Source organism: Enterobacter cloacae complex sp. IR5412 (assembly GCF_049237385.1).
In the GTDB taxonomy this organism is placed as follows: Bacteria; Pseudomonadota; Gammaproteobacteria; order Enterobacterales; family Enterobacteriaceae; genus Enterobacter; species Enterobacter intestinihominis.
In genome coordinates, this window is sequence record NZ_JBMKHQ010000001.1 from 26,465 (window position 1) to 43,031 (window position 16,567).

General features: G+C 53.3%; 17 protein-coding genes. All 17 read right to left on the bottom strand.

Annotated features, from left to right (window positions below):
• Window positions 1–85: 85 nt before the first annotated feature.
• Window positions 86–439, bottom strand: a complete 354-nt coding sequence (locus ACOTX2_RS00125; RefSeq protein WP_226856357.1) for a hypothetical protein — start codon at window positions 437–439, stop codon at window positions 86–88.
• Between the two features lie 73 nt (window positions 440–512).
• Window positions 513–905 (bottom strand): hypothetical protein, encoded by a 393-nt coding sequence (locus ACOTX2_RS00130; RefSeq protein ID WP_032628301.1) that lies wholly within the window; start codon window positions 903–905, stop codon window positions 513–515.
• The gene (locus ACOTX2_RS00135) at window positions 906–1,922 is read right to left on the bottom strand and encodes a hypothetical protein (protein WP_023306455.1); all 1,017 of its coding nucleotides are present in this window, start codon (window positions 1,920–1,922) and stop codon (window positions 906–908) included.
• A gap of 129 nt (window positions 1,923–2,051) precedes the next feature.
• Window positions 2,052–2,282, bottom strand: coding sequence for a hypothetical protein (locus ACOTX2_RS00140; protein WP_123906481.1), 231 nt, complete (start codon window positions 2,280–2,282; stop codon window positions 2,052–2,054).
• 240 nt (window positions 2,283–2,522) lie between these two features.
• The gene (locus tag ACOTX2_RS00145; RefSeq protein ID WP_014884229.1) at window positions 2,523–3,005 is read right to left on the bottom strand and encodes an Hcp family type VI secretion system effector; all 483 of its coding nucleotides are present in this window, start codon (window positions 3,003–3,005) and stop codon (window positions 2,523–2,525) included.
• A gap of 180 nt (window positions 3,006–3,185) precedes the next feature.
• Window positions 3,186–3,635 carry a T6SS amidase immunity protein Tai4 family protein gene (locus ACOTX2_RS00150; RefSeq protein WP_063147830.1) on the bottom strand — a complete coding sequence of 150 codons (450 nt, stop codon included), beginning with the start codon at window positions 3,633–3,635 and terminating at the stop codon, window positions 3,186–3,188.
• A complete protein-coding gene (locus ACOTX2_RS00155; RefSeq protein ID WP_063147829.1) occupies window positions 3,620–4,114 on the bottom strand; it encodes a T6SS effector amidase Tae4 family protein in 495 nt (164 codons plus the stop codon). The genes ACOTX2_RS00150 and ACOTX2_RS00155 overlap by 16 nt, the downstream gene beginning before the upstream one ends.
• Window positions 4,115–4,117: 3 nt before the next feature.
• Window positions 4,118–4,543, bottom strand: coding sequence for a Rap1a/Tai family immunity protein (locus ACOTX2_RS00160; RefSeq protein WP_038416233.1), 426 nt, complete (start codon window positions 4,541–4,543; stop codon window positions 4,118–4,120).
• A gap of 79 nt (window positions 4,544–4,622) precedes the next feature.
• Window positions 4,623–6,122: a type VI secretion system contractile sheath large subunit gene (tssC, locus tag ACOTX2_RS00165; protein ID WP_006810956.1), complete on the bottom strand. Its 1,500-nt coding sequence runs from the start codon at window positions 6,120–6,122 to the stop codon at window positions 4,623–4,625.
• A 3-nt stretch (window positions 6,123–6,125) separates the two neighbouring features.
• Window positions 6,126–6,650: a type VI secretion system contractile sheath small subunit gene (gene tssB / locus ACOTX2_RS00170; protein WP_022648413.1), complete on the bottom strand. Its 525-nt coding sequence runs from the start codon at window positions 6,648–6,650 to the stop codon at window positions 6,126–6,128.
• 75 nt (window positions 6,651–6,725) lie between these two features.
• Window positions 6,726–7,742, bottom strand: a complete 1,017-nt coding sequence (tssA, locus tag ACOTX2_RS00175) for a type VI secretion system protein TssA (protein WP_063147828.1) — start codon at window positions 7,740–7,742, stop codon at window positions 6,726–6,728.
• An 11-nt stretch (window positions 7,743–7,753) separates the two neighbouring features.
• Window positions 7,754–8,470 carry a type VI secretion system-associated protein TagF gene (gene tagF, locus ACOTX2_RS00180; protein WP_006810959.1) on the bottom strand — a complete coding sequence of 239 codons (717 nt, stop codon included), beginning with the start codon at window positions 8,468–8,470 and terminating at the stop codon, window positions 7,754–7,756.
• Between the two features lie 16 nt (window positions 8,471–8,486).
• Window positions 8,487–12,107: a type VI secretion system membrane subunit TssM gene (gene tssM, locus ACOTX2_RS00185; protein WP_063147827.1), complete on the bottom strand. Its 3,621-nt coding sequence runs from the start codon at window positions 12,105–12,107 to the stop codon at window positions 8,487–8,489.
• 2 nt (window positions 12,108–12,109) lie between these two features.
• Entirely contained in the window at window positions 12,110–13,348 is a 1,239-nt protein-coding gene (locus ACOTX2_RS00190) for a DotU family type VI secretion system protein (protein ID WP_003859963.1), read from the bottom strand.
• 17 nt (window positions 13,349–13,365) lie between these two features.
• Window positions 13,366–14,709 (bottom strand): type VI secretion system baseplate subunit TssK, encoded by a 1,344-nt coding sequence (gene tssK / locus ACOTX2_RS00195; protein ID WP_022648417.1) that lies wholly within the window; start codon window positions 14,707–14,709, stop codon window positions 13,366–13,368.
• Window positions 14,710–14,737: 28 nt separating this feature from the next.
• Entirely contained in the window at window positions 14,738–15,241 is a 504-nt protein-coding gene (tssJ, locus tag ACOTX2_RS00200; protein ID WP_022648418.1) for a type VI secretion system lipoprotein TssJ, read from the bottom strand.
• Window positions 15,242–15,264: 23 nt separating this feature from the next.
• Window positions 15,265–15,759, bottom strand: a complete 495-nt coding sequence (locus ACOTX2_RS00205) for a hypothetical protein (protein WP_063147826.1) — start codon at window positions 15,757–15,759, stop codon at window positions 15,265–15,267.
• Window positions 15,760–16,567: the final 808 nt, after the last annotated feature.

Genomic DNA, 16,567 nt, shown 5'->3' on the forward strand with positions numbered 1-16,567 from the left:
ATTCCTGCTGGTATGATTAGCGCTCAAACGCTGCCGCTCTCGGGGGTGAAAACGGCGGGGTTTGGGGGTTAAGGGCTGATTAAAGCTATTTGACTACATTCAGGAAAATAATGCCGATAAGCAGCCATAGCGTAAAAAGTAAGGCCTGAACTTTATAGCGTCGATGAAGTTTTAATATCCAGCCGATTCTCTCTTCCGGTAAAGCCTGAACGAATTTATAGGCATCATCCTGAACATTTCTGTCTTTGGTAAATTTCATCTTCACGCCTTTGCGAAGACGAACAAACCAGATTATTTTTTGATAGTTCGCCAGCGAGCCAAAAAAAGATGCGTAATTTGTCACCAGATCGAGATCGTAGCCTTTTTGGCGATATTCAGAGAGAAGCCACTTATAATCTGACTCGTGTTTTTTAAAAAACCGAGAACTGTAAACATCCATGATTACAACGTTAATAAATAAAAGCACAAGAAACAATAACGTTATATTTGCCAGGCATAAAGATGACATGCTTTTAGGGTCCTGTAGCAATCAATAAGAACAATAGAAGCATCAGAAAGACAACAAAAAGTGTCATCCTGTAAAACATTTTTATCCATGAGAAATCGTATATCGATGATACTAATGCTTCTGCCTCCGGAGGGAGATTTTTTTTGCTATTTTGCTTTGTGGCTTTTCCAGCCAAAATCCTTTTCATAAGGAACACACGATGCGCAAATCCGGGAAGACCAAGTTGTTCATAAAAAAGATAATCGTTTACATCTAAATATTGCTTATCACTCAAAATATGAAATGATTTTGATAGCTCCAGGGAATATTTACGATAAAAATAAAAATAAAAACACAAAGAAGCAAACAGTCCTAAAAAAACCAATAAAAGCAATATTAAACGCAAATCTCCATACATTTATTCGTCCCCAGAAAAAATCAAGTTACTAATCCCTTCACCCAATTCAGCCCCTCCTTTAGTACCCATCCAGGCTCCCGCAGAAGTAGCGCCTAGTCCTACAACAATTCCACACACAAGGGCACCAGTACCCATCGTAGGTATTCCCATTGCACCGCAAAGAGCGCCAGTACCTAAAGACGCAGCCCAGGCTCCTCCCGCAGCACCAAGCGTACCTCCACCAAACTTACTATATTCAGTAACAGCAACTTTTCCACATTCATCTTCACGATCGACAGTACAGGCTTTATAAACATCATTAGAAGTATTCAAAAAAGAGAAACCTAGTGAGATCCAGCCCCCTGCTTTCATAATACTAGCCGCGCGAGAAGAGCGTACAATATAATCTGAATATCCAGGGATCGCGCCGATACCAACCGTACTCCATTCATGGACGATAGAGCGGCTTGATAAGTTCAATGCTTTTTTAATATTTTCGTAGGTTTGAATCTTAAGTGTTAGCTTGCTTACGTTATTTAATAAAGGTTTTAGCTGAGAGAATAACGCCCTTCTTTCCATATAAAACTGCTGACCAATTAAAGAACCTTGGGATATAAACTGATTCTGATAAGTCTTCTCAATTTTAATGAGTATATTTTCAATTTGCCTGAAATATTTCTCACCTAAATCACCAGCATTCCCAGCTAGTTTATCACCTAAAGAAGTCAATGCAGAAATATTGTCATAATTAGCGTGGAGATACTCTGCAACCGATGTGTTTAATGATGCCAGCGCATGGTTAATTTTCTGTTTTGCCCTGGAAAGAATACTCAGTTGCGATGACTGATTCGTGTTGTCTGGGTCAGCCACGATGAGTAACTGCCCTGGTTTCAACCAAGGTGTGTCATTGTTTATTTGCATAAAGTATCTAGCGGCTTCGCTATTGACATTATTAAACAATAATCGAGCTTGATAATCTAAAGTTCCAGGATGTTGGACCACACAGTAGCCCGGGCTAACGGTTGAACGATGTGTCATATTTAAACCCTTTAATCAACACACATAGTTGTCCAGAGTTTGCAGTGGTGAATTGTTTAATTATTTTATAATTAAATAAACATTCAAACGCCGATGCACTCTCGAAAACACCGAGGTTTGAAAATTATATCATTCACTTGCCGTTAAAAGTAACTCGCAACTTATACCTTTCTTTAATATTAACCGTGCAGCATATCGAATAGCAGTTTTTTCATTGACAATCTTCAATACAACATCATACTCACTTTTGCGCCAGTCAACCTCATTCAGACGAATACACTCCTCTGTAATCAAGATATGCATTGCTGGAAGTTGGTCATGAGAATTAATAGTTTTCCATTGATTACCAACGCGTTTCATTACAGATGGTGCGTAAACTGATACAGGCCCAATAAAATTTGAATCCAGCCTGATATCAAAACAAGGGATTTTGTTTTTTTAACGTAACAGAAAGTTTCTTATACTGTGCAGGTGGTGAAATGCAAGCACTACAGGCTAATGCGATTGATATTACGTTTAACTCTCTAATCATCATTCACCTGCAACATATTTGGAATCAATCATCATGACCGGGGAGGTTCCCCGGTCATGGATGAACAATTACGCTTCTTTGTTTTCTTTAATGTTCCAGCCAGCGCTGCTTTCAGCACCTTTACCACCGGCAGTGGTCTGCTCCCAGTACTGCTGTTTCACTTTCGCAGCCTGGAATGCATAGGTCACGCCAACGGTATCGCCGTTGTCTGCACCGGTGTACTGAACAGAAGTCACGAGAACGTCTTCCAGGGTGATGCGGGTGTATTCAACCTGCTGACCACCCGCTTTGCAGACGGACAGTTCAACTTTGGTCAGGTGTTTACCGCTTGCGCAGTGTTTCAGGATTGCTGTAGTGGATTTGTCGATCAGAGCGTTAACGTGCAGATCGTTAAAGTTAACTTTACCGGCACCGCCGCCACCACCCACACTCATATTACCTGGCTGGGACGCGCCCCAGGAGAAGGAGGTAATGTCAGTCCAGCCGGTGTGGTTAGAATCTTTAGATTCGCCCGTAACACCCTCGACCTTCAGAAACATATCAATAGCCATAATATCTACTCTTCGTGGATGAACAATATTGCTTTCGAAAAAGCCCTTATATGGCAAACAGGAAAGCATGGGGCTGAATAAAACCGTCCATATTTTACCTCTGCCTCATATCAAACGACCCGTGTCATTTGACAGTCTTACATTCCCCCTGAATGAACGGAAAGAATGTGAAGTCTTTTACTACTGCGGATTATCCTGAATCCAGGTACGATCAGGATCGCCAATGATGAGCTGCGGAACCAGTTTATTCAGTTCGTCGCTATGATAAAGACGTAGACAATTTAAGGTTACGCCTTTTACATCAGGTTTGCGCTCCGAGTGGAAACCATTAATTTGGTTTTTATACTTCCCAATAATGGCGTTAACTTTGTCAGTACCGTTTTCAGCATCAAACGGTATCCACTCAATAAATGCACTCGCACTGCGGGCCGCATCAGCAGAAAATTGACTGCCTTTATCTGCAACCTGCGCAAGGCAGCGCGCCAGGACCAAATCTTTTACCACCTGCCGGTATGTTTGCTGCTGATAAAAATCAACGTAAGGGTTGTCACCGCGAGCAGAAAAAGATAAGCAAGTGAGCAAAAGAAATGCGGCCTTTAGAAACCTGAATATAATTATTTTAATTCCCAAAACCAGATTTCCTGACAGTACGGAAAGCAATCGGAGTTACATATAAACGAATTATTACTCAGAGGCTCGATAAGGTCGATATGACCACCCCCATACCCATCAATTTTATTGAAGAAAACAACACCTTTTCGGCCCAACATTGAGCGTGCACCAGCCTCGCGGTCTTTAAAGATTTCTGCCTTGCCAAACACATGGGATTTATAAAGCTGATCGGCAAGTAATTTTGCGCCAGGCTCGATTGTTTTTCCCTTATAGGGACCGGTCTTTATGGGTAAACGCCCTGTAAATTCAACATTGCATTTTAACAATGCCAGGCTCATTCTTACCGCACAGGTATTTTCGTATGCCGGTTGTTGCTTGATCATCGTCGAATAATCGTAGCCAATTTCTGAAAAAACCTGTTCACCCGAGGCAAAACCCGCGCGTGTGTGATTTGAAGAGTAATGCTGACGTTTAAGTTGTTCGTATAATGGTCTCATTTGTCACTCTCCTTTTTTGCACGGGCGTAATTCTTTCATGCCGTCAATGATGATTTTTGAAGCGCGCTCCTCGCCTTGCTGTTTCGATAAGTTCGCAAAACGAGAATAGAGAAACTCATGTATTGTATTTGGCAAAAAAGGCCTGCCCTTGCACCATGCAGTGCCCTCAGACGCGTCGACTACGCCGAGAAGATACATATTTGCCTTAATGCGTTCACGTTCATTCGTTTTCGACAGCCAGGCTTTAGCAAAACGCTCTGCACTCAGATTTAAATCGTACCCTGTTAACAGCGTCGGATCGCGTTGGAAGTTTGATGTGTCATCCTGAGGCAATGCTTCCGCTTGAGGGTATTTGTAATTTCCTGCCTCCGCGCTTGCGAGAGTAGAAACTGCCAGCAAACTGGTCGCGATCAAAAGTATATGTTTCACCGTCTATCCTTATTCACTGACAGAAACAAGCTAAGCTCTTCCGCTCAAATTGCCGGCCCCTTCGGGCCGGCAATCATCATTACGCGTCCTTCGTCTTCAGCGACGGCAGTTTAGATACCAGACGCAGGGAAACGGTCAGGCCTTCCAGCTGGTAGTGTGGACGCAGGAAGAACTTCGCGGCGTAGTAGCCCGGGTTGTCTTCAATTTCCTGCACCTGCACTTCCGCCGCCGCCAGCGGTTTACGGGACTTGGTTTCCTGGGAGGAGTTAGCCGGGTCGCCGTCCACGTAGTTCATCACCCAGTCGTTCAGCCAGCGTTCCATCTCTTCTCGCTCGCGGAAGGAGCCGATTTTGTCGCGCACGATGCACTTCAGGTAGTGAGCAAAACGACAGCAGGCGAACAGGTAAGGCAGACGGGAGGCCAGACGCGCGTTAGCGGTGGCATCCGGGTCGTGATACTCGGCCGGTTTTTGCAGGGACTGCGCGCCGATGAAGGCGGCGAAGTCGGAGTTTTTGCGGTGAACCAGCGGCATAAAGCCGTTTTTCGCCAGCTCGGCTTCACGACGATCGCTGATGGCGATCTCGGTCGGGCATTTCATGTCCACGCCGCCGTCATCGCTCGGGAAGGTGTGGCACGGCAGGTTTTCCACCGCCCCGCCGGACTCCACGCCGCGAATCGAGGTGCACCAGCCGTACTCTTTGAAGGAACGGTTGATGTTGGCGGCCATCGCGTAAGCCGCGTTCGCCCAGGAGTAGCTGTTGTGGTTCGCGCCGTCGGTCTGCTCTTCAAAGTCAAAGCTGTCGACCGGATTGGTGCGAATGCCGTACGGCAGACGCGACAGGAAGCGCGGCATGACCAGGCCCAGATAACGGGCATCTTCCGATTCACGCAGTGAACGCCAGGCGGCGTATTCGGTGTTCTGAAAGATTTTTGTCAGGTCGCGCGGGTTAGCCAGCTCCTGCCAGGACTCCATCTGCATCACGCCCGGCGCGGTGCCGGTAATGAACGGACAGTGGGCCGCAGAGCCGATGCGCGCCATCTCGCCCAGCAGCTCAACGTCCTGCGGGCTGTGGTCGAAGTAGTAGTCGCCTACGATGCAGCCAAACGGCTCGCCACCGAACTGGCCGTACTCCTGCTCGTAGATTTTTTTGAAGATCGGGCTCTGGTCCCAGCCCACGCCCTTGTAGCGCTTCAGGGTGCGGCCCAGCTCCTGCTTGGAGATGCTCATAAAGCGGATCTTCAGCATCTCGTCGGTTTCGGTGTTGTTCACCAGATAGCTCAGCCCGCGCCAGGCGCTCTCCAGCTTCTGGAACTCCTCGTGGTGAATGATCTGGTTCACCTGCTGTGAAAGCTGCTCGTCAATACCGGCAATCAGGTTCTGAATGGTGCGGTAGGTATCGTTTGAAAAGGTCACGGTGTTTTCCAGCGCCTGCTGCGCCAGGGTTTTTACCGCGCTTTCTACGGCAGAGCGCGCCTGATCGGTTTTCGGGCGGAACTCTTTATTCAGCAGCGCGCTGAACTCGTCCTGGCTGAAGGCCTGGCCCGCCTGCTGATCGTGTTGTTGGGTCTGGTTGCTCATCGATTATTCCTCGCTACCTTTTGCACTTTCGTCATTTTTTGGCATCTGGCTCAGGGATTTGAGCAGCGTCGGATCCTGAAGGATTTTTGCAATCAGCTCTTCCGCGCCGTTTTTGCCATCCATGTAGGTCAGCAGGTTAGAGAGCTGGGTGCGCGCTTCCAGCAGCTTGTTCAGCGGCTCTACTTTGCGGGCTACCGCGTCCGGCAGGAAGTCGTCCATACTGTCAAAGGTCAGATCGACGTTGAGCTTACCTTCGCCGGTCAGGGTGTTATCCACCTGGAACGCCACGCGCGGCTTCAGCGCCTTCATGCGTTCGTCGAAGTTGTCGATGTCGATTTCAAGGAACTTACGCTCGTCGACGGCTGGCAGGTTTTCCACCGGCTTGCCAACCAGATCGGCCATAACGCCCATCACAAACGGCAGCTGAATTTTGCGTTCTGCGCCGTAGATCTCTACGTCATATTCGATCTGCACGCGGGGAGCACGGTTGCGTGCGATGAATTTCTGTCCACTGTTACTCATTGCCATGATGTTCTCCATCAAAGATGCGCGGTGAAGGTGAAACGGCAGACTCCATGCCTGTCGTCATAATGCCAGGACGCGTCATTCGCGGCGTCCAAAGATGTTTTCCAGTTGGTTAACGCCGTCTGGCGCCAGGTCGCGAATAATGTCCATAAAGTTGAGTTCAGACAGCCGCTGCACCCGTTCAATCATCAGCGGTGCGGGGTGGCTGGGTTCGTACTGCGCAAAATACTGTTTCGCTTTTTCCAGCATCAGCTGCGCGTCGGCGCGGCTGGTCACCTGCACGCTGCGCCAGTCCGTCACCTGCTGAACGGGCGACGCGGCCACTGGCTGCGGCTCGGCGTGCTGCTCAGCCTGCGCGTCACGGTTCGGCAGCAACTTGCTGATATCGGTCACCTGACAGGCGCTCGAAACTTGCCCGACGGTTTTCAGCAGCTGTTCCATCTCCGGTACGCCACTTTCCCCGAGATAGCCGGTAAGCAGTTCACGGATGGCGAGCAGGCGTTCGTTGATCACGATTACCGCTTCGGTGCCTGGCTGATCGCCCCGGGCCAGCTCATCGATCAGTCGTGGACGACCGCCCGGATAATCCGGACACTCTGTTTTACTGCCATCAAGCAGCGCCTGGGCGTCACGGAGCGAAATCTCATCGCCGTTAGAGCGGAGCAGTGAGGCGTTACGCACCGCGACCGTCAGGTCAGATTTATCGCTCAGCCCGGCGAGGGCGTTAATGCGGTAGAACGGATCGGTTTCGCCATACTCTTCCAGCAGCGGGTAAAGTTGCTCCCAGTAACGGGACAGGGCTTCCTGCACCAGCAGTAGCCCGTCGGCGTAACCTGCCAGCCCGCGACGACGCGTCCAGGCATGGGTTAACGCCAGCATGACGCGAAGATCTTTGGTGCGGCCCAGCAGGCTGGTGGCGAGTTTTTCCACCGTGTTCCAGTCGGCAGGCTCTGCCGGAATGATGGTGTCGCCAAACTGCTGTTCGGCTTTGCCCTGACTGGCCTGCCCCATGGCCTGGAAATCAGCGTCGTACTCCAGGTTTTCACCGCAGGGGTTATCGGGGCTTATCGGCGCGAGAAATTCATCGATATTCATAAGATCCCTGCTTATTCAAACATAGGCGGGTAAAGACCGTGGCGGCCCGGACGGGCGCCGCCTGCCGGATCGAACAGCAGCGTAAAGAGCTGCCCGGTGAAGTTTCCGCTGTGGACGTGGGTGTAAAGCGGATAGCCGTCGCAGCGGTTTGTCCACCAGTAGCTGGTCTGGCGCAGCGGATCAAAACACTCCGCCGCCTGCGGCCAGCCCAGCGTGCTCTGACCCTCGTCGTCATAGCCAATCACGTCGAGAATGTCGGAACGCTTTTGCGGCTCAACCGGCTGGGGCGCCGGGATGGTCATCAGCATTTCATCCAGCTGGGAGGCAGAATAGCTGTTACGCACCGCGTGCAGCCCCAGACGGCCAAGCTGCTGGTACCAGCTTTCAGCCTGCCCGAGCAGACGGGATGACCACTCGGCCGGGGTGAAGCTCAGTTGCAGGCATACCGGATAGTGACGGCCTACGCTGTCACGGCCCGGTAGCAGGCAGCCCATCTGAATCATCTGGCTACCAAGCATCGGCGGGACGACAAAGTTCCACACCGGGGCTTTAGAAAACGGGCGCTCACCGCTGCGCTGCTCTTCCTGTTGCCAGGCCAGCAGGCCGACCTGAAACCAGTGCGACCACTGGCGTTGCAGGGTATCCGGAAAGCGACGCTGCAAAAAATCTCCGGCGCTGGGTAATTTGCCATACCAGCTATAACGGTTCATCGCAGGGGTATTCGTCATACGGCTGTCCTTGCGGTTATGGGCATGAGAAACGGGGAAGCTGGAACGGGTTACGGATGCTGTTCGGGGCAAACTCCAGCGTGACCTGATGTCCGTCGACGTTGAAGGTGGCCTGACGGCTCAGGCTACCCGCGCCAGGGCTGGTGCGCGCCTTGTCGATAAAGCGGTTCAGCGCCCAGGAACCGTTAGTCACCAGCGTTGCGGTGCTGCCATTGGCCAGACCGAGCTGCATACGCACCTGGTTCGTCCCGCCCGGCCCCGGCCAGGTCATGATCTGCACCGCCTGCGGACCGTGGCTGTAGCGCAGCAGTTGGCCGTCCACGTCCAGCGTCAGGTTCAGAATGGTATTGTCCATACGCACGGTGCGCACCGTCACCTTGAAGGATGGCGTGGTCGCGCCGTTTGCGAAGAAGGCATCGCGGACAGACTGCGCCTGCTGGAACGGACGCAGCAGCCCTTCACTGCCCGGCAGCGTTTTACCGTCGATGCCTGGCATAAAGCGCCAGTTCGCCTGGGTGGTGTCCACCTTGTTGGTCAGGTTGTCGCGGAAAAAGGTGTCCATCAGTCCGGTGCCCGGCGCGAACATGCGGGCGAGATCGTCCGGCGTCACCTCGGTGCTGGCGCTGCGCACCAGCGGATAACGCCCGGCAATCGCCTGACGGCAGAACCCACCCACTTCCACGTTAATGCGCTTACGCACGTTCTCCAGATCGCGACGCTGAGTGTCGCTGCTGGCGCCGACGGCCATATTGCTGAACATGGTTTGCAGCCCGCCCGGCAGACGTCCCGCGCTGGCTTGCAGGCGGCTGATTGCATCGCCGCCCGGCGCGGGCATACCGCTGTTGGCTGCATCCTGAACGGCGGTCAGGTAGCGATAAAGCTCGTCAACCTGCTTAAGAAAATCATCAAAGACGATGGTCTTGCCGCCCTTCTCCAGCGGCTGCGCCAGCTCAATCATCGGCGCATAGTGGTCGGTCACCAGTTGTTCAGGCGCCTGCGTCACAACCGCGCCCTGCGTCGGGGCATTGTCACCGTTGCTGAACAGTGCTTCCAGCGTGCGGGTGGCGCGGTTGCTTTGGTCTTCCGCTTTCTGCGCATCTTCCGGCGCAGGCGCAGTGCGCGACAGGGTCAGCACCTTGCTCAGGTTAAGTACCAGACGGCGCAGCGGCGAATTGGTGCCTGAAAGCAGGCGCGCGGTGTTGATACGCTGGGAAAGATCGGCGCTGTTGTTGAGCTGAATGTCAGCGAGAAAGCGATCCCAGTTAACGATAAAGTCGCGCATGTAGAGCTGACGCACGGCGTTGTCGATCTGCTGTTTATCTTCCTGGGCAGTGGTCGCTCCCAGTACCCAGGCATCGTCCTCGTGCAGGGCAGTGGTCACGCTGTCGATCTGGTCGTTGAAGCTTTTCCAGTAGCCGTCCGGCGTGTAGAGGCCCGGTACGCCCTCACTCACCGGCTTGCCGCTTTTGCGCGAAAACACCAGCTCGCTCTGCGGGCCGCCGAGATCAGAAAGCGAAACCGGCTTCAGGTTCTCATCATGCTCCAGCAGACGTTTCAGGCGCCCATATACGCGTGTTGAGAGCGGCTGCTGGTTGATGAGCGCCCTCTCGCGGGCCACCAGATCCTCATCCTGCGCATACGGTGAAGCCTGAATTTTTGGCTCCAGCAGCTGCGTCAGGTGCCATTCCAGCTCCTGAAGCTGCGCCTGCGTCACGTTCTGCGGCAGGTTGCGTTGCAGGTTGAGCATAACCCACGAGTGCAGGAATTTACCGTCATAATGCTTAGGCTGGTAGAGCATCTGATAGGCTTTCAGCGCCTCATAGCTGTACTCCACGTCGCTGCCGTTGTCGTTGCGCAGCCAGGTGGTAATGTGCATCGCCACGGCAGGCAGCAGCATCTGATCCAGCGCCTTCTGATACAGAGACTGCGAGGCATCGCTGACGTCATCCCCGCGATAAAGCCCCATGCGGCGGGAAACCGGCGGGTTGTTAACGTCGAAGGCATCGCTTTTCGGCAGATCCACCAGGCTGTTAAGCAGCGGCAGAAGCGCAAACAGATCTCGCTGGGGCTGGTTTTGCAGCGCCTTGCTCTGCTGCTCCAGCATCGGCACTTTTGCATCTACCTCTTCCAGATAAGCTTTATTTTTGGCGTAGCTGGTCAGCCACAGACCACCCAGGATCACCAGCAGGGCCAGCAGCGCCGCGTAGCCGGACCACATCACGGCGCGGTTGCGCAGCTCCCACCAGCGGTTTTCCCCGGCGATGCCCGCTTCCTGGAAAATCACGTTTTGCAGCAGATTTTTAATGAAGAAGCTTTGGCCCTTCGCGCCCGGGATCGGCGCCTCTTTGCTTACCGAATCCCAGCGCGTGCTTTCCTCCCCTTCAGGTAAGGAGAGCGCGCGGTTCAGCTCGCCCATCACGCGGTCAAACGGCATCCCTTCCTGGGTGCCGCTGGCAAAGTAGATGCCGCGCGGCGAAAATTCGGTTTCGAAGTTTGAGCGGGCAAAGACCGTGCTCAGGTAGTCTGCCAGCAGCGGACGCAGCGCGGCGAACTCCTGCGGGAAGAGATAGGCTTCCGCACGGGTTTTGGCGTCATGCTCTTTAAGCATGGTTTCCGGCAGGCCAGCATCCAGACGCTGTTGCAGCAGGGAAAATTCCTGCTGGAAGTTGCCCATCAGGTCGTAATCGGCGTGTTTGGTCTGCTCCCACGGCAGCGTAAAGCCCCAGATCTGATCGCGCTGGGCTTTGTCGTAATCCGCAAACCAGGCGCGGAAGCCTTTAAGCAGATCCGCTTTGGTCACCATCACATACACCGGGAAGCGAATCCCCAGCTGTTCATGCAGCTCGGAGAGACGCTGGCGCAGGTTGACCGCCTGCTGGCGGGAGGCCTCAGCGGACTGCGAAAGCAGGTCGGAAATGCTGATGGTGATAATCACGCCGTTGATGGGCTGGCGACGGCGGTATTTACGCAGCAGGTTGATAAATTCCAGCCACTCCCCGGCGTCCTGAACCTGCTCGCTCTCCTGAGTGGTGTAGCGCCCCGCGGTATCCAGCAGAACCGCCTCGTTGGTAAACCACCAGTCACAGTTGCGCGTGCCGCCAATGCCGCGCAGCGCGGTTTTACCGAAGCGGTCCGCCAGTGGGAATTGCAGCCCGGAGTTGGCCAGCGCGGTGGTTTTACCTGAACCCGGCGCGCCAATAATGACGTACCACGGCAGCTGATAGAGGTACTGCGTACTGAAGCGCTGCGTCCACTGCGCGCCATGTCCCGCTTTGCTGAAGTGGGCTTTTTTCAGCATCTGGGCGGCTTCATCGAAACGCCCGGCAAGGATCTGCTCCTCGCTGTTCAGACGTTTCTGCGGATCGGCCGCCTCCGGGCTGGTGGTATTTTCGTTAAGCTTGTCCATCAGCTTACGGTTCAGCCAGGCGTTATACAGCCGCGGCAGAATGTGGCTCTGAGCCCAAATCAGGTAGACCACCGCAATGCTGATGACGCGGTTCTGCTCTGATTCAAGGGGCCGGGTGTCCACGATGGACAACAGCGGGCCAATCATCCAGATGACCGCCGCGAGTGCCGTTACGCCCAGGAAGCTCCACAGAATGCGATTGGTCAGTATAGAAAGTAGAGTAGTCAGCATCCTTAGTTTCCTTGCGGCAATCCGTTCAGCTCGGCCTGGGTATTGTCAGGCGATACCAGCAGCGTAATCTCCACGCGGCGGTTACGGGCGCGATTTTCAGGCGTCGTGTTAGGCGCTACCGGGTTGATCTCGCCCCGCCCTTCGGCTTTGACGCGCTCAGGCTGCGAGAGGCTACCCTGGAGCTGTTTTTGCACCGAACGGGCGCGCTCAAGCGAGAGTTCATAGTTAGAGGCGAAGCGTGCGCTGCGGATCGGCACGTTGTCGCTGTACCCCACCACCAGAATTTTGCCGCTGACGTTATTCATCGCCTGGGCGATGCGGTCGATGACCGGCTCATAGCGATCGCGCACCACCGTTGAGGCCGAGGCAAAGAGTCCGTCCCCTTTCAGGATCACCACGCTGCGATCCGCCTCATCCTTAACGGCCACCAGACCGGCATCAATTTCCGGTTTCAGGAAGCCGCGCAGGTTCAGTACCGCCGGCAGCTGGCGCGCAGGTTGCTGGATCGTGGTTTCCGGCAGTTGGGACTGGTAAATTTTCGCCAGCACCGGGCTGGTGTTATCACCGAGACGCCAGTTCAGCACGATATAGAACAGGCAGGCGATAAAGCCGACCAGCGCCACGCACGCCCAGAGTGGAATCATCGGCCGCCAGAGCTTGCGCAGAACGGGGCGATCTTCCGGGTGCGGCGAGAGCGGCGGCGGGTAGCTGCCGCGAACGCCACGGATCATCTGCCACAGGCGCTGTTTGATGGTTTCAAGCTGGGTCCGGCCATTGTCCAGCACGCGGTAGCGGCCTTCAAAGCCGAGCAGCAAACAGTAGTTGATCATCTCCAGCAGCAGAATGTGTTCGCGCGGATTCTGAGACAGACGTGCCAGCAGCTGGAAAAACTTCTCGCCGCCCCAGGTTTCGTTATGAAACGTCACCAGCAGACCATTGCTTGACCAGACGCCGCTGCTTCCCCAGGGGGTCAGAGCGGCGGCTTCGTCCAGCGCCGTGCAGAGGCAGTAGCGCGCGCCGACAATCACTTCATATGGTAAGCCCGCCTGCTGGCATCGCACCTCGAAACGGCGAATTTCGTCAATCAGGCGCTGGCGCAGCCCGACCTGATCGTCGTGGGAAACCGAATGACGGATTTGCGGAATCGCATTGAGCAGCGGATTGGCGGCCGCCACCAGCTGATTGTTCCCACTGGCTCCGGTAAACACGGCATCACTGCCGGTATCCTGTCGTTCCTGCATATTAAGCGCTCGCTTTATTATTCTGTCGGGCTACGGATGGCCCAGAACTCCATATCGAGACCCGGGAATTCCCCTGCGAGATGCAGCGCGAATGCCCCAGACTTGTCCATCTCGTGCCACAGTTCGCTGCCCCTCTCGAGCTCGAAATAGCTGTAGCCTGCATGCCACGGGATCTGCGGCGGCGCGACGGGCATTGCCCGAAGCATGATGCCCGGCAGTTGGAGCTGAACCAGATCGCGAATTTTCGAGACTGGCGCAACCTTCATCTGGGCAGGGAAATGGGTTTGCAGGTGTTCGCCGGGGACATTGGCTTTTACCGCCAGCACGAAGCCAAATTCGCGGACCATGCTGGTCTCCGGTACGGTGGCGATGTTCAGTCCGTGAGAGCGTTCGTGCAGCGGCAGCTGGATGGCATGATCTTCCATGACCAGCGACAGCCCCTGACGCAGCATTAGCATCAGTTTGCCGAAGCAAAGGGCGAGATCGTCATGGTCGTATACCGGCAGTACGCTCTCTGCGGTACGCTGCGGCGTCCAGGTAGCGAGTTCCGTGGCAAACGGCAGCCAGCTTCGCCAGAGCGCTTCAGGGTGAAGCAGCGGCAGCGTTTTTAAATGTGAGATGTCGCCAAGGTGGCGGTTGATCAGCGAAAGAAGCGTGAACTCAACCATCTCGGACGTATTGAAACGCCCCGGCTGGCGCAGGCGGCCGCCGATCTGCTGGCTACGCTGCACCAGCAGGCCGTGCAGGTCATTGATCATGCCGTACAGCTGCGGGCTGTTATTGGCGTTCAGCATTGGTGGGATGTAGCTGTTATCCAGCCGCACGTGGTTGTCGTTGCGCTTTTCAGCGACGCACGCCACGCCGATGGCGGTCCATTCTGCCGTCAGATCTTTCTCCAGCATCAGGGTCAGACGCAGGCGGCCAAACTGAACCGTCGCTTCCCCGACCGACATGGCGTTGTCGTCTTCTACCTCTTGTTCAAACGTAATAAAACGCGCCAGAGAAGAGTGCTCCTCGCTGAAAATCACCTCTTCACGTCCACCGCGACGAACCGGCAGCGCAAGCACCACCTTTTCATTGGTAAGATTATCGGGGATTTTTAGCGGGGCCGGACCGTTGCGGTCGCTGCGCACCTGGAAAAAGGTGCCGTCAGGGAGCAAACCGCTACAGTAGCTCAGGGCAATACAGCCCTGGCGAAGCATCGCTTCATCCAGCTCAAGGTCGAGAAAGCCCCAGAGATACGAACGCTGCAAGGCCCCCCACTCACGAACGTGGTTGAGGAGGTAACTTTCTGTCCGCTGAAAATGGTGGGGACGCAGGAACATGCCCTCGGTCCAGACGACCTTTTCTGCTTTCGTCATGATGATCTCTTTCCTGTTATGAAGGGCGTTACTGGCTGATGACCCGGATACCATTTACGTCAAGGAAGACGCTGGCCTGGAGTTCATCTGCGGACCATTTCCAGAACTGGTAAATCGCGTTTTCGCCGGGAACAGGCAAAGGAAGTGAGACGCGCCATTTTTTGCCGTCCAGTGCCTGGTATTCCGCCATTACGCCGATATAGCGCGCTTCCGGTGAGCTTTGACCGCTCAGGGTTTTCGAAAGCTGGCCCGGCATCAGGAAGAACACATCGCTGTTCAGCAGATTCGCGCCAAGCGTGGCTGACGCGTTGTTCTGTAAGGAGTAGAAGTCGCTGGACATGAAATCCGCATCGGATTTCAGCAGCAATACTCTGACCTTAAGCGGTGCAGAATCATTGATTTGAGGATGAGCCTGAAACTGAAGATTGTAGCGGGAGGGGTCGCTGTGTGAAGACGACGTACAACCACCGATCAGCGCGAGAATCAACGCAAAAAAAGGGAACCACATCCGATGGAAATTTTTATTATTCATAAAAATATGCTCGTGAAACCCGTTTAGTTCAGGATCCAGGTACCGTTCGCGCTGTCTTTGCAGGCTTTGCTGTTGCCATCGACATCAACACAGGTGGTTTTCTTGCGCGCTTTAGGGCGCAGTGCCTGTTTACGCACGGTGGCTTCGTACTGGTCGGCCTTGATCACGGCACGCATCGGCACGTAACCAATCAGCTGTTCACTCCCATCATCGGCCAGCGCCATCCAGAAATGTTCAACCTGCCCAAGCACGACGTAAGTTTTTCCGGTCTCAAGCGTACGGATCACTTTTCCACCGTAGTCAGGACGGCTCATCAGGGATGCCGGGTACATAGCACGATACGGTTCATTCACCTGAGTGAACTCCGCCGGAGGGGTAACAGCGTGACGGTGCGTCAGCGTGATGCCATTAACCTGGCTGGTCACAATCGTATCATCGGTGATCGCTGATTTTTGCGGCGCCTTACAGCCCGCCACCGCCATAACAAACAGAAGTGATAACAATACACGCAGTTTCATATGCTTTTCCGTAGCGATATTTAGAGGATGAAGAGAGGGGATAAAATTTGACTTAGGTGCTATTGTTAAAAATAGTCAGGTTTTTTCGGGGCGTTACTATTATTTGGGCATAGCTACCGCACGAGCCTTCGAGAATAAGGCCCAGCGTAATCCTGACATATTTTGACAAACGGTAAACAAGTTTACATGAGCTTATCACCTTTTCAATATTTCCTTTTTCGCTACTGCTGATTCATGAGGCATTCGCCTCACTCTGAGATTAATCTGAAAAATAGAGAAATCACGCAATTAGCTGATTTAAAGACAAAAAAACCCAAAAGAGAACCATTCTCACTAACGTAATACCACTATTCCTGCCACTACCATAATTAGTAGAACGGAGAATTTTTCAGTTGCATATGAATATATCTCACACGAATTATTTGTTGTATCGATAGCAAATCGTCAATACTCAGGACGATGTCCCATCAAATTAAGAAAACACAGTAAGGGTGAAAAAATTAATTTCACGCCGCAAATTAACTTTATGCTCTCCCCCTTCTTAAGATAATTTTCTCTCGTCTGGGCCGTACAAATAATTAAGCCTGACTACAATCTTGCTCGCCAAGGCATTGCTCAAAATATAACCCACCCTTTCCAGGTAATGAATAAAGACGCTGCTTTCGACAGGCGAACTTCATTTGGCATTTTACCGTCACTACACTATTGCTTGCTTTCCACCACTCCGACGATTTATTACAAACATGATGAAAATTTGTTATGAGTTCTTTGCTTTCCCGCACCATAGCTTACAGGCCGAGCGGTAAAA